Annotated in this window: 11 protein-coding genes; 6 read left to right on the forward strand and 5 right to left on the reverse strand. The window is 43.5% G+C overall.

From position 1 onward, the window contains the following. Positions 1-88: 88 nt before the first annotated feature. Both SNR28_RS00805 and SNR28_RS00810 read left to right on the forward strand, forming a co-directional pair. A complete protein-coding gene (locus SNR28_RS00805; RefSeq protein WP_375749121.1) occupies positions 89-1,528 on the forward strand; it encodes a glyceraldehyde-3-phosphate dehydrogenase in 1,440 nt (479 codons plus the stop codon). Positions 1,529-1,710: 182 nt separating this feature from the next. After that, a complete protein-coding gene (locus SNR28_RS00810) occupies positions 1,711-2,925 on the forward strand; it encodes a hypothetical protein (RefSeq protein ID WP_375749122.1) in 1,215 nt (404 codons plus the stop codon). A gap of 67 nt (positions 2,926-2,992) precedes the next feature. On the opposite strand, the gene SNR28_RS00815 is transcribed toward SNR28_RS00810, so the two are convergent. Both SNR28_RS00815 and SNR28_RS00820 read right to left on the reverse strand, forming a co-directional pair. After that, positions 2,993-3,355: a cupin domain-containing protein gene (locus SNR28_RS00815; protein WP_375749123.1), complete on the reverse strand. Its 363-nt coding sequence runs from the start codon at positions 3,353-3,355 to the stop codon at positions 2,993-2,995. Between the two features lie 76 nt (positions 3,356-3,431). Then, positions 3,432-4,043, reverse strand: coding sequence for a LysE family translocator (locus tag SNR28_RS00820; protein ID WP_375749124.1), 612 nt, complete (start codon positions 4,041-4,043; stop codon positions 3,432-3,434). A 101-nt stretch (positions 4,044-4,144) separates the two neighbouring features. On the opposite strand from SNR28_RS00820, the gene SNR28_RS00825 reads away from it, so the two are divergent. After that, the gene (locus tag SNR28_RS00825; protein ID WP_375749125.1) at positions 4,145-5,011 is read left to right on the forward strand and encodes a LysR family transcriptional regulator; all 867 of its coding nucleotides are present in this window, start codon (positions 4,145-4,147) and stop codon (positions 5,009-5,011) included. Positions 5,012-5,074: 63 nt separating this feature from the next. Further along, positions 5,075-6,280, forward strand: coding sequence for a patatin-like phospholipase family protein (locus tag SNR28_RS00830; RefSeq protein WP_375749126.1), 1,206 nt, complete (start codon positions 5,075-5,077; stop codon positions 6,278-6,280). Between the two features lie 82 nt (positions 6,281-6,362). On the opposite strand, the gene SNR28_RS00835 is transcribed toward SNR28_RS00830, so the two are convergent. Next, positions 6,363-7,415 (reverse strand): oxidoreductase, encoded by a 1,053-nt coding sequence (locus tag SNR28_RS00835; RefSeq protein WP_375749933.1) that lies wholly within the window; start codon positions 7,413-7,415, stop codon positions 6,363-6,365. 256 nt (positions 7,416-7,671) lie between these two features. Here SNR28_RS00835 and SNR28_RS00840 point away from each other — a divergent pair, with 256 nt between their 5' ends. After that, complete coding sequence (locus SNR28_RS00840) at positions 7,672-8,421, forward strand: DeoR/GlpR family DNA-binding transcription regulator (protein WP_375749127.1); 750 nt, start codon at positions 7,672-7,674, stop codon at positions 8,419-8,421. Positions 8,422-8,426: 5 nt separating this feature from the next. Here SNR28_RS00840 and SNR28_RS00845 read toward each other — a convergent pair whose 3' ends face one another. Both SNR28_RS00845 and SNR28_RS00850 read right to left on the reverse strand, forming a co-directional pair. Next, positions 8,427-9,317, reverse strand: coding sequence for a LysR substrate-binding domain-containing protein (locus tag SNR28_RS00845; protein ID WP_375749128.1), 891 nt, complete (start codon positions 9,315-9,317; stop codon positions 8,427-8,429). Positions 9,318-9,472: 155 nt separating this feature from the next. Continuing rightward, the gene (locus tag SNR28_RS00850) at positions 9,473-10,966 is read right to left on the reverse strand and encodes an alkene reductase (RefSeq protein ID WP_375749129.1); all 1,494 of its coding nucleotides are present in this window, start codon (positions 10,964-10,966) and stop codon (positions 9,473-9,475) included. A gap of 423 nt (positions 10,967-11,389) precedes the next feature. On the opposite strand from SNR28_RS00850, the gene SNR28_RS00855 reads away from it, so the two are divergent. Further along, positions 11,390-13,294: a methyl-accepting chemotaxis protein gene (locus tag SNR28_RS00855; RefSeq protein WP_375749130.1), complete on the forward strand. Its 1,905-nt coding sequence runs from the start codon at positions 11,390-11,392 to the stop codon at positions 13,292-13,294. Positions 13,295-13,348: the final 54 nt, after the last annotated feature.

Below are 13,348 nucleotides of genomic sequence, written 5' to 3' on the forward strand. Positions count from 1 at the left end.
TAACAAATAAGCAACTTACTAATAACCTCAGCTTGTTCGATGAATTGAAGCTGAGCTGTCAGCCCCAAATGGAAAAGGTCTAATATAAATGAGCCCGGAAAAACATCTTCTAGAATGGCAAATCAGCCAAACGATTGCGGAAACAACTACCCCTATGATCCGTCAGCTTTATCGTCAAAAGGGTGTAGAAGTTCTTTTATTTGGCAAAACGTTGGTCAACGCCTACGTCATCGATATTATCAAGACTCACCGCTTAGCTCGTCACTACACAGGCACCCCCCTTTCTTTGCAGCAGACGCTACCTCTTATTCAGGCTCTTACTGAGTTGGATGAGCTCTCTCCTTGTCGTGTCGATGTTGGTCAGCTTGCCCATCAATATTGGTCATCTCACGATAGCGAAGATCAAGTAAAAGATTTTCTGCAGACTGCTCTGGCCAATGCGATGAACGCAGGAAGTGTCGCGGAGCCGAAAGATGTTGTTCTTTATGGGTTTGGTCGTATCGGTCGTTTGTTAGCTCGTTTGCTTATCGAAAAGAGTGGCCCTGGCTATCCGTTGCGTCTTCGTGCGATTGTGGTTCGCGGTGGTAAAGACGGCGATTTAGAGAAGCGAGCGAGTCTGCTAAGACGAGATTCTGTGCACGGTCAGTTTAATGGCAGCATCGTTGTAGATGAAGAGCGCAAAGTGATTATCGCAAACGGCAACGCCATTCAGGTTATCTACGCAAACAAACCAGAAGAGATCAATTACAACGACTATGGCATCAACAATGCTCTGGTTGTTGATAACACGGGTGTATGGCGTGATCAGGAAGGCCTGAGCCAACATGTTGCGTGTCAGGGGGCAGCAAAAGCGCTGCTAACTGCACCAGGTAAGGGTGAGATCAAAAACGTGGTATTTGGTGTTAACGATGACGTTATTAAGCCAGAAGATACCATCATCTCAGCGGCAAGTTGCACAACCAACGCAATAACGCCAGTGCTGAAAGCTGTGAATGATAAGTTTGGGGTTACTTCAGGACATATTGAAACTGTACACTCATTTACTAATGATCAAAACCTGATTGATAACTTCCACTCTGGTGAGCGCCGTGGTCGTAGTGCATCGCTGAACATGGTTCTGACTTCTACTGGTGCGGCTTCTGCTGTTGCCAAAGCGCTGCCGGAACTGGCTGGAAAGTTAACGGGTAACTCTATCCGAGTACCTACGCCAAACGTTTCAATGGCCGTTGCTAACCTGAACCTTGAGAAGTCCACGAACAAAGAAGAGTTGAACGCATATCTACGCGAAATTGCATTAAATTCTCCGCTTTCTGCTCAGGTAGACTACACAGAATCTACAGAAATTGTTTCAAGTGATTTGGTTGGTTCTCGCTATGCAGGTGTTGTTGATGGTGCTGCGACAATCGCACAAGACAACCGATGCGTTCTGTACATTTGGTATGACAATGAGTTTGGTTATAGTTGTCAGGTGATTCACTGTATGGAACAGATGATGGATGTACGTTACAAGACGTATCCAGCAGGCTAAAGATTAAGACTCCACAACGCCAATAATTATAATAAGTTTGTTTAAATTGCCGTCCACCGTTGTGGGCGGTTTTTTTGTACTGGATTCTCTTACATTAAGAGTACAAACGCATACATGCTCTTACCCCATTTTTTTTTCAGTTAGGCACAATAACCCTATGTTCCCTAGCATTGAGTTTAGCGATGAAAAAGCTTCATGTTCTCTCTTTAGTTACTGTAATCACTGTAACCCTGGTATCTGGCTGTAACTCTACTTCATCCGCCGGTAGTGCGAGTTTGAATAACAAGTTATCCGCTGAAACGCTGGCATTAAAGATAGAAGCAGTGCCGGAAAACCTTTCTAATACGTACAGCCGAAATCTGAACTTTAATCGCTACACAAAAGTGACCACATCCAATGGTGGTGCAATTCATATCATCGCTCAGGATGATTTAACGGATAACCAGATTGTGAGGGCTCGTTCTATTCTTGAACACTACTTAGCACCTTATCCAGGCTCGGTATATGGAGCCGATAAGACAAATGTTGCGAACAAGATGGCGGAGAATGGAGCAACACTATTGTTGCTCAACGGTAGTGATGATGGCAGTAATCCCGCGGCTGAGTTAGATGGTCAGCCTCTTTATCAAGACGAAATACAGGTAGAGGGGGGAAGCTGGTATATCAATCAGAATTACGATCATCGTGACGCTTCTTATGAAGAGATTCTGCACCTAGTACATGATTACGGCATTGGCATTGATAAGGGAGGCCCAGAAGGAGCGCTGCCAGCTTATCAGGCTGAAATAAGAACTGCTCAGGCCAACGCTTTGGCCAATTATATTTGGGGAATTGGCGCGGAAAATCGAGGTTGGCTCAGAGAGTTGGCGGAAGAGAACAGCCTGTCTCAGGAGTATCTCGCTTCTGTTATTGACTCTTACTATGGGCTTTGGGGAGCCTGGGAAGATGATTATGAACGCGGGATGTGGGGCGTTTATATTGCAAAGACACGATCAGATATCGCGACGAAAGATGTTGCTGGTGAAGCACTAATGAAGAATAAGTTTTTTCATCCCTACCTGACTTATAACGCTAGAATTGACGAAAGTTTTACGGGTGATTTCAGCCTGAAGTTCGATTCAGATAAGGCATATACCCATCATTCACAGTATTTGAAAGATATTACTCTCACTGGCTCAAACCCTTCGGGGGTGGTTGTGAATCAGTACGATAATAAGATCACGGGGAATGCAGCTATCAACAAAGTGATTTTTTCAGGCCGCTCCTCACAATACGCTATAGATACTCAAAATGGAGCAACAACCACTGTACTTGATCTGGTTGAGGGGCGTGATGGTAAAAACGAGCTTTCAAGTATAGAGCAGTTGGTCTTTACCGATACGGTGGTGAACCTGTAGCTTTAGAGGAAATAGCAACCTGAAGAACCACCATCAGGTGGTTCTTCTTTCAAAAGTAATCTGCTAGTTAAACCCACACATCGTTTTCGGCTTTAAGGTCACTATCGCTGTCACCAGTGTTGACGACACCTTTTGGTTCAATCAGCATGACGTGACACTCTTGCTCAGCAACGGGTTTATGCTCTACACCCTTTGGAACCACATACATTTCACCTTCGCCTAGCTCTACCGAGCCATCACGAAACTCAATGCGCATGGAACCTGAAACAACCAGAAATAGTTCATCGGTATCTTTGTGATCGTGCCAGGTGAACTCACCTTTGAACTTAGCCAGTTTTACCTGATAGTCGTTCATCTCTGAGATGACACGAGGTGACCAGAAGTCGTGAAACTTAGTGAATTTTTCTTTTAGGTTTAAAGCGTTACTCATTATTGCTTCCTGATATTTACTTGCTTTATATGTGAATGATACCAACGTTGTATATCAATTTAGTTATTCTGTTTTATTAGTTACTGAGTGAAAGTGTTGTCCCGAAGGTGACCAGTCCGGCACCACATACCTGATTTATTCTGTGGCCAAACCTCTGAAATACATGCAATGCATTCTCTGATGTGACAAAAAGTGCAACCACACAGAACCATGCAACATGGAGCATTGCAATATAAACACCATAGCCCAGAACAAACGAGTTGGATTCATTTGATGAAGACACGAGCTGGCTGAATACGCTCAGGAAAAACAGCATTGTTTTAGGGTTCAGAAGGTTACATAGAAATCCCTGAATCAAATATTTGTACGAGCTCGTTGCTGTCGGTTTCGCCTTTGAGTCATCCAGCATAAGTTTTGAACTAAACAATCCAGTGATACCCAAATAGATTAGATAGGCAGCACCTGCATACTTGATAACACTGAACAACAGAACACTTTGTGACAATAAGTGACTAATGCCAAGAATCGAGTAAGTGATGTGAATACTGGTTCCGAGGCCGATTCCTAGAGCGGTCAACAGTCCGGCTTTCCGTCCACTACTCAGGCTGTTTTTAAACACCAGAACAAAGTCTGCCCCTGGACTTACAACAATAATCAATCCCAGAATTAGATAACTTATGATCTCCATTTCCATACTCTATTTAAGGTTAACTTTGATTGTTATTGTAACTATTGGTGTGATGAATATAATCGAAAAGAACGCATAGATAGTGTGAGAAAAATTCACAGATGAGACACCTTAAAGCATTTCATATTTTTCATATTGCAGCCGAATCTAATAGTTATAGTGAAGCTGCAGAAAAACTTCACATCACTCATGGAGCAGTGAGTAAGCAGGTCAAACTTCTGGAAGAACACCTGTCACAGCCTCTTTTTTATAAAAAAGGGCGTGGCATGGGGCTGACGCAGGAAGGTGAGTTACTGAAGCAATATACTGATGTTGCTTTTGATGCACTAAACACAGGCATTAATAAACTAAGAAAACTCCATGGTAACCACCTGGAGGTGTCATGTGAGCCCACTTTGACGATGCGCTGGTTAATGCCTCGCCTGTCAGGTTTTTACCAGATATCTGGTGTGGATGTTCGACTTTCTACTGCTGGTGGACCTGTGAACTTACACGAGTCAGAGTTATCAATGGCGATACGTCGCGACGACTTTGAGATCCCAGCTTATTATGGTGTTCACAGATTAGTTGAAGAGTGGGTTGGCCCTGTCATGTCTCCAGAGTATTGGGGTAAGATTCGGAATAACGTATCTGATATTACGCTGCTTCATAGTAAAACCCGCCCGGAAGCCTGGAGAAATTGGTCATTGGGCTCTGGAAGCGGAATCGATCAAAATGAGTATAACCAATCATTCGATCATTTCTATTTCTGCATTCAGGCTGCTGCTGATGGTTTAGGCGCGGCGATTGGTTCTTATCCATTGGTGGTGGATGACCTGAAAAATGGAAGACTTGTTGCTCCATTTGGCTTTATCCGTTCAGGGCACAACTATGTTCTAATTCGTCAATCAGAAGAGATTGATGCTAAAGAGCTTCAATTTCAGCAGTGGCTTGAGAAACACCTATCCCGTTGTATTCCTAATCTTTAGAGTGTAGGGAAGCTTTCAGGGTGATAAGCTTAACCCGTTGAACAAGTCAATAAAGAGATAAATATGACAGTGAAGTCCATTACTTTTTGCTTGCTGGTAATGATGATTATTGCAGGATGCAGCTCTAAGCCAGAACATAACCCGGTTCCTCATCAACTCAACTCCGAAGTCCGATTATTTGATAACGAACGAATCCGATACTGGGGAGATTCGGCTGATGGTGTTTGGGAAGTAGTAACCGAAGCAAGGCAACGTAGAAGTGCTCCCGGAAAGGAGTTCAATTTCCTGGCGATGTCAGGCGGTGGAGGTAACGGGGCCTTTTCGAGCGGAATCCTGAATGCGTGGACAGACAGCGGTAACCGACCTGAGTTTGATTCGGTTACAGGTATCAGTACTGGCGCCATTGTTGCGGTGTTCGCTTATCTGGGGTCGGACTACGATCATGTTCTTAAGGACCTCTATACCCAAACCGAAGAAGATGATCTAATCAATAAGAATAATCTGTTTGCTATTTTCAGACTGAGTGCGTTGTATGACACAACGCCATTCCATGAAAAACTCAGAGAAACAATCACTCCAGAGCTTATTTCAATGGTTGCAGAAGAGCACCGAAAAGGTCGTTTGCTTCTGATAGGGACCACTCATATGGACAGCCAGCGCCTGTCAGTGTGGAACATGGGGGAGATTGCTCAGGTTGGAACTCCGGAAGCAGAAAAACTGTTCGAGGATGTTGTACTTGCGTCAGCAGCGATTCCTGGTGCTTTCCCTCCAATACTTATCGATGTAGAGGTCGATGGTGAGAAGTATCAGGAGCTTCATGTAGATGGTGGACTTTCCCGGCAGGTATTCTTCTTCTCTGATGAGATAGAGTTCGATGGCAGTTGGACTCCTGGGAATGAAAAGTCGACGATTTATGTGATTACCAATGGTGAGTTTTTACCTCAATGGTCCGATACCGAGATTTCTCTTACTTATTTGCTACGACGTTCTATTGCAACTCTGCTTAAATATCAGGGGCGGAGCGATGTTCTTAGAATCTACCAAAAATCTCAAACTGCAGGTATGGACTTCAACTTTGCTTTTGTAGATGAGTCGGTTACACAGGAACTTCCTAAAGATAAAGTTTTTGATCCCAAGCTCATGCAAAGTCTGTATCAGTACGGCTACACACTCAAGTTGTCAGATATGCTTTGGCACAAGAGGCCACCTGGCTTTGATACAGTGACACCTTATCAGGACTTGCGCTTCACCCAAGAGTATCTGGAATAAAGAAAACCCGGCATTTAACATTAAAATGCCGGGTTTTTTCTTATCTTTGCCTTCTGGCATTACTTCATCATCAGTTCCACTATTACTCAGGTTTCAATAGTGTTTTAACAGGCAGTTTTTCCCCTATGCGACTACTCTCCATCGCCAGTTCGATTAACCGAATGTTTTGCAGTGCATCTTCGGCAGAGACGGGACAAGGTGAACCATTGCGAACGGCTTTTGCGATCTGATTGAAATACGCTTGATAGCAGCCACTTTCTGTTTCAATCACGCAGCTTCCGTCGGTATCGTAAAAATGACCATATTGAGATGGAGATTCAACTGACCATTCATCTGCTATTGGTTGAACACCAGCAATGAGTCGTTCTTCTTGTGGGTCAAAGCCGTACTTATCGTAGGTGCCTTGAGTTCCTTTAACCGTAAAGCGTTTGTTTGGCCCTGCTGTGAACATATCGCCATGCAAGATTGCCTGATGATCTGGATAATGCAAAATCAGGTGGAAGTAATCGACATTGGTTGAACCGTCACGCATCATTTTGCAATCTGCGCTAATGGCTTCGGGAAGACCAAATAAACAGATAGCCTGATCGAGAAGGTGAGAGCCTAAATCAAATAGAATGCCACCACCGATTTCAGTTTGTTCTCTCCAACGTTGGCGTACTTCAGGGCGGAATCGATCATAGTGAGATTCAAAATGCGTTAGTTTTCCAAACCGTTTGTCATCCAACATCTTCTTAACGGTCAGGAAGTCACCATCCCAGCGTCTGTTGTGATAAACACTAAGGATTAAGTCTTTTTCCTTTGCTAACGAAATGAGCGTTTCTCCATCGGCAACATTGGTGACAAATGGTTTTTCAATGATGACGTGTTTGCCATTCTCAAGTGCTGTTTTCGCCAGCTTAAAATGCACATCATTAGGTGCAGTAATAATCACTAGCTCTGCATCGGAGTGTAGTAACAGATCTTCTGCTCGATCATAGTGTTCTAGTTTGTCCCAATCGTCTCTTGCCTCTTGTTTTCTCGTACTTATCGCTACCAGTTCAAACTCATTCAGGCTAGTGAGAAAAGGTATATGGAATGTCTTTGCTGAAAAGCCGTAGCCTATGACAGCGGTTTTAATTGGTGAGTAAGTTATATCTGTTTCTCCTGTCTGAAAAGGAAGCGGTGAAGCTTTTGCTCTTTAGTTACGTAGCTTTACTTATAATCACTTACAGTTACGTAAATATTTTGGTGATAATGCGCAATCACGTACATTATTGCAAGTTTAAAACGATCGAATACGGTATTTAGTGTAATTTAAAGGGGTATTTAAGTGATTTTGCGCGCTGTTAAGTGTTTATAGTTAGAACTTGCGTTATACTGCGCGATGGAGCCAATAGTGAGAAGAAGAAATGACTCAGGAAGAACGTTTAATCGAGATTGAAGCCCGGGTAAGAAGTCACGGAAAAATCACGATAGAAGAGATATGTCAGTCCTATGATGTCTCTTATGACTCAGCGAGAAGAGATTTGGTGAAGCTGGCTGACCGCCCGGGTATCCTTCGAATTCGAGGTGGTGCAATATTGGATGAAAAAAAGATCAGCCTCGCTTTCCAATACCGAGAAATGGAAAACTCGGTGAAGCAAATTCTTGCGAAACACAGCGCTTCCATTATCAATGAACAGGATATTGTTTTTCTTGATGCAGGCACGACATGTACTGCCGTTGCACGCTATCTTGATTATCCATGCCGAGTAATCAGCAATTCAATCGAGTGCCTATACGAACTGAGTTTCAAGAAGCAGATAAAGAAAACCATACTAGGTGGGTCATTCGATGATTTTTCTCATGCAATTCTTGGTGAAACGACAACTGATCAGATCAAAAAGTACCAGGCAAACAAAGCGTTCATTGGTGTGAGTGCACTTTCAGAAGCAGGCATTACTACGGATTCCGAGTCAGACGCTAACCTTAAAAAAGCGATGGCGAGTCAGTCGACTCAAGTGATTTGTGTAACTGAATCAAGTAAGTTCAATACCCAACTTATGTATCAATCTTGTCTTTGGTCCGACATTGATGTTGTTATCACAGATAGACGACCACCGGAAAACATTGTTCGACAGATGGAGCATTATGATGTCGAGCTCGTGATCCTTGATTAGAACTGTCACACCATCAGTGACTGTTTCAGCTCTTCAATGAGTAACCGAGTACCTTTCGTCGCACCTCTATGAGGATAAACAGCATAGACAGACTGCTCGGGTGGCAATGATAACTGGGGCAGAAGTTGAACCAGCTCTCCGGTTTCCAGGTAATCATCGGCCATGTAATCCGCCACTTGAGCAAACGCATTCCCAGCCAGAGTCGCACGCATAATAAGATCGGCATCGTTAACAACAAAGTTGCCATTCAGCGGTTCTGAAACCAGTTCTTGCTTATCATTGAAGTACTGTAACTTGTCGCGATATAGGTTTTTTCTTCGGTATAAGGAAGCGGGAAGGGCAACAAGATCTTTTACCGACTGAAGGTTGCCATGCTTTTCGATGAACTTGGGGCTCGCGACCAGTTTAAAACTCACATCTTTTAACTTAACAGCGATTAAGTTGGAGTCTTTTGGTTCCCACTGACGAATGGCGACATCATAGCCTTCTTTGATGATGTCCGTATGTCCGTCGGTGATTTCTAGCTCAAAGATGACCTCCGGATATTGAGTCTGAATCGAGCGTATTGCGGGCTCGACATATTTTCTCCCGATATAAACAGGAGAAGTGACTCTAACCACACCCTGTACCTTTTGCTGATAATCTTGAGGGATTTCGCTGACCTCATCCAAGAGTAGTTTTACCTGACGAGCTTTGGCGTAAACCTTTTCACCGATTTCAGTAAGCGACATTGAGCGAGTGGAGCGGTTGAGAAGTACCGCCCCTAACTCGTTTTCCAGTGCTTTGATCTGTTTTGTGACTCGTCCAGGATCGGTGTTTCGTAGCTTCGCGGCATTCACAAAGCTTCCTTGGTCGACAACATCAAGGAAAACCATTAGCTGTCTGCTTTCGTTCATCACTTCTCCAATCCAGTCAGTACATTTCTATGAGGAAATTATATAAATAGTACCCCATAAACAAGCATCTATTATTGTCTCTGGTGACAAAAGAAAATGGCCGCATTGAGAATAGCTTCTCTAGCGGCCTATTTATATTTTGCTACTGGGCTCTATTACTTAACTTCAACGATGTACTGATTGATTTTCCATGTGCCAGCTTTTTCACCTTGCTTCAATACAAAACGAATACGGCCTCTTACCTCAATCGAAGTCAGTGGCTCCGGCTTTTGATTTGCAGTAAAGGTGACGTCGCATGCAGCCTCAATACTGTTTTTGGTCTTTCTGGTGAGCATAAAGTTTTCTACTTTATGGTTGCTATCTACAAAGACTTCGTTTGTTTCAGCATAGAATTGTTGATACTCCTGTTCTGAGCGTATTTTGCGATCCGGAGTGCTCATCAGAAATCCATCCCAGTCGAAATCTTCTGCGAATGCCTCTGCTTTTTCACGAGCATCGAACTTACGGTAATACTCCAAAATAAACTCTTCTGCTTGTTGCTTTGCCGGATCAGTTGCAAATACCTCGGGATCAACCACTGAATAATCGATCAGTCCTTCTTCAGCCCCGCCATAGTAACTATCGCGATGACCTTCATTTAGCTCAAGGTCGTGCTCAAAACGATAAACCAGATCTGGGTTGGCAATGTACGGTTCACCAAAGGCAACAAGGTCAACCAGACCAGTATCTAACATCTCCTGCGCGGATTCTTTAGTGTAACGACCGGCAATGATGACTTTACCGCTAAATACTTCGCGAACTTGTTGACGGAAGGTTAGTGGTACTTCACGGAAGTTCATTACGTTTTCAGAGAAGTGAACATAAGCAATACCCAGTGGCTCAATCGCTTCGAGGAACTTAAGTACTGTAGATGGCATGTCCAGATCGTCAGCTGGATGATCAATGGTCAAATACGGAGACAGACGAATCGATGTTTTGTCCGCACCGATGGCGTTAACAACAGCCGTTATCACTTCAACAGCAAAACGGATACGGTTTTCATCGTTACCGCCATATTCGTCAGTTCTCCTGTTTGTTGCTTTATGCATAAATTGCTCAATCAGGTAGCCATTAGCACCGTGAAGTTCAATACCATCAAAACCCGCTATTACTGCGTTTTCCGCGGCAACAACGTACTGTTGGATCACCTCTTTGATATCATCGTGAGTCATTTCGCGAGGAACTTCAGTTTTCAGAAAGCCGTATCCACCTTCAGGAAGAGGGCCAAATGCAGGGCTTACACCTTCCGTTGGAGAGGATGAGATTGGGAGCTCACCACCTGTAATTGCTTTGTGTGAAGTACGGCCAACGTGCCAGATCTGAGCGAAAATCGCGCCACCATGATCATGTACATCTTTTGTCACTGCTTTCCAGGATTCAACCTGCTCATCTGTATACAAGCCCGGAGTAAAAGAGAAACCACGGCCTAATGTCGAGATAGGGATGCCTTCAGAGATTAACAAGCCGGAACTCGCACGCTGACGGTAATACTCACGCATCATATCGTTCGCCAGATCACCCGGTTGTGTTGCGCGAGAGCGGGTCATTGGTGCCATCGCAACACGGTTTCTCAGATTTAACTGACCCATCTTCAGGTTACTTAAAAGCATCTTTTAATCCTTATTTCATCTATTACTTTGGTGAGTCCTGATACGTTGGAACACACCTATTATGATTTATCTTAGAGAATCATAGTCGCGCGATGAGGTGAGAAAAATAAACATAAAAACAATTTACTCTTGTCAAAGTTGGCAATAATTGATGAAGAAAAAGTATTTGAAAGCACTGGGGATGTTACTGACAGAATGCAAATTTGAAGTTCACAAACTCACTACAACAAACAACCATGTTGCAGACTTAACTATAAGGATTATCACACTATTTTTGAGTGTTACGAGCGAGAAATGATCTATATCAGATGCTCTATCTTGTTGCTCATATGTTTATCGTATGTCGTATTAATAATGTTGTAGTATAAAAAATAAAAACTTTATTAATTTTACTTATGTTATGGATGATGTCGCGGGGTTGTGATGAAAAAACTCGGTTTTAAACAAACTCTTCTTTTTGTTGTTTCGATCATTATTGTCGTTAGTGTCGGTTCTTCAAATTATTTATCTTATTTAAGTGAGCGAGAAGCACTCACCCATTCAATTTATTCAAGTACTACCAGCCGTGTACATTCAGAAGCGATGAATGTAGAGCGATATTTGGCAACCAAGGCTGAAGCTGTTTCTAAAATTGCGGATGACTATAAGCAGTATCGTTATCAGGATGGACATGCAGAAAGAATGAGAGTCGGCTCTTTAGGTGCTGATGTAGTTAACTTGATGATCGGTTTTGAAAACGGTGACGCTTATGCATCATTTGATTATCCCGGTTGGATTGACCATAAAAACCCTTCAAGTTACGACCCAAGAACCAGACCATGGTATCAGGAAGGGATGCGAACATCTGGGTTGATTTACACCGATCCATACAACGATGCGACTACCGGGGAACTGATGGTGAGTATTGGCAAAAACAGCGTTAATAGCGTGGTGTTAGCCGATATTCCTCTTGGTGTACTAAGTGATACTGTTTCCCAGCTTGATATCGAAGGGGCGATTGCCATGATGATGACAAGCGATACTACGGTATTAGCAAGCTCATCAAAGGTGGTAAAAGAGGGAGATAAGCTGACAAGCTATAACTCGCTTGTTGAAGTCGCCAACGATTCAAGAAAGGCAGACACCACCATTATCGATTACGAGCTCAACGGTGTCGAGAAAGTAATGTTTTCTCAAAAAGTCATCTATGGGGATAAAGAGTGGTACCTGCTGATTGGTCTGGATAAAACGGTTGTATTCGCTGAGCTGGAAGCCATAAAGAGACAGGCGATATTGCTTACTCTTGCCTATGTCATTATCAGTGTACTGGTTACATTGCTAGTGCTGAACCTGCTATATCAACCAATCTTGGCACTTAAAAAGACCATCTTAGATTTATCTGAGGGTGACGGTGACCTTACCCAAAGGCTAAAGGTCAAATCCCAAGATGACTTAGGGCAAATTGCTCATGGTGTGAATCGTTTTATCGAAAATGTTCAAAGCATAATGTTGGAGATAGAAAGTTCTTCCTCGGAGTTAAAAGAAAATGTTCGTCAACTGGAACATAAATCGGACGAGAACACTCAGATGCTTTCCCAGCATGTTCAGGAGACCGAGCAAATTGTAACAGCAATAGATGAGATGAGTTCTACCGCTGATACTGTAGCCCAGAGTGCAGGTGATACCGCGCAATCTACAAGAGTTGCGACCGATATTGGTCATAACTCTCTATCCGTTGTGAGTAATGCACAAAATAAGGTAACTGAGCTTGTGACAGAGGTAGAGAATACCGCAGCCAATCTGCAAACGATGAGTGAGGAAACCAAGGAAATTAATGACATCCTTACAGTAATTGGCGAGATAGCTGAACAAACGAACCTGCTGGCGCTGAACGCTGCGATTGAAGCTGCCCGTGCTGGTGAGCAGGGACGTGGATTCGCTGTTGTTGCTGATGAAGTTCGTGCTTTGGCAAGTCGCACTCAAGATAGTACCGAAGAGATTGAAAAGGCGCTGACACGGTTGCTTGCTGTAAATGATCGCGTGGTTCAGTCAATGGACAAAACTAAGTCGACGTGTAATGAAACATACAGCAATACCGATAAGGTCGGAGAAAGCTTGAACGAGTTAACTGGGCAGGTAAGTGGTATTAACGACTTGAGCACCCAAATTGCGACTGCAGCAGAAGAGCAAAGCAGCGTTACTCAGGAGATTAGTAGGAACATGAATGCTTTGAGTGAGATTGTGAGGCAGTTAAACCTCAATGGCGAGGAAGTGCAAAGCCAGACCAACAACATCTCTCATGTGAATACGCAGCTTGTTTCTATGGTCAGCAAGTTCAAACTTCGTTAACAGAGCAAGCGGAGTTTAGATAGGCAATAAAAACCTCCAGAGATGGAGGTTTTT

Origin of the sequence: Vibrio iocasae, assembly GCF_042245395.1 — a bacterium.
Classification (GTDB): domain Bacteria; phylum Pseudomonadota; class Gammaproteobacteria; order Enterobacterales; family Vibrionaceae; genus Vibrio; species Vibrio iocasae.

What these genes read in the sequence shown, in the direction of transcription:
- SNR28_RS00805 (WP_375749121.1), top strand. Translation starts at nt 89, where the DNA reads ATGAGCCCGGAAAAACATCTTCTAGAATGGCAAATCAGCCAAACGATT.
- SNR28_RS00810 (WP_375749122.1), top strand. Translation starts at nt 1,711, where the DNA reads ATGAAAAAGCTTCATGTTCTCTCTTTAGTTACTGTAATCACTGTAACC.
- SNR28_RS00815 (WP_375749123.1), bottom strand. Translation starts at nt 3,355, where the DNA reads ATGAGTAACGCTTTAAACCTAAAAGAAAAATTCACTAAGTTTCACGAC.
- SNR28_RS00820 (WP_375749124.1), bottom strand. Translation starts at nt 4,043, where the DNA reads ATGGAGATCATAAGTTATCTAATTCTGGGATTGATTATTGTTGTAAGT.
- SNR28_RS00825 (WP_375749125.1), top strand. Translation starts at nt 4,145, where the DNA reads ATGAGACACCTTAAAGCATTTCATATTTTTCATATTGCAGCCGAATCT.
- SNR28_RS00830 (WP_375749126.1), top strand. Translation starts at nt 5,075, where the DNA reads ATGACAGTGAAGTCCATTACTTTTTGCTTGCTGGTAATGATGATTATT.
- SNR28_RS00840 (WP_375749127.1), top strand. Translation starts at nt 7,672, where the DNA reads ATGACTCAGGAAGAACGTTTAATCGAGATTGAAGCCCGGGTAAGAAGT.
- SNR28_RS00845 (WP_375749128.1), bottom strand. Translation starts at nt 9,317, where the DNA reads ATGAACGAAAGCAGACAGCTAATGGTTTTCCTTGATGTTGTCGACCAA.
- SNR28_RS00850 (WP_375749129.1), bottom strand. Translation starts at nt 10,966, where the DNA reads ATGCTTTTAAGTAACCTGAAGATGGGTCAGTTAAATCTGAGAAACCGT.
- SNR28_RS00855 (WP_375749130.1), top strand. Translation starts at nt 11,390, where the DNA reads ATGAAAAAACTCGGTTTTAAACAAACTCTTCTTTTTGTTGTTTCGATC.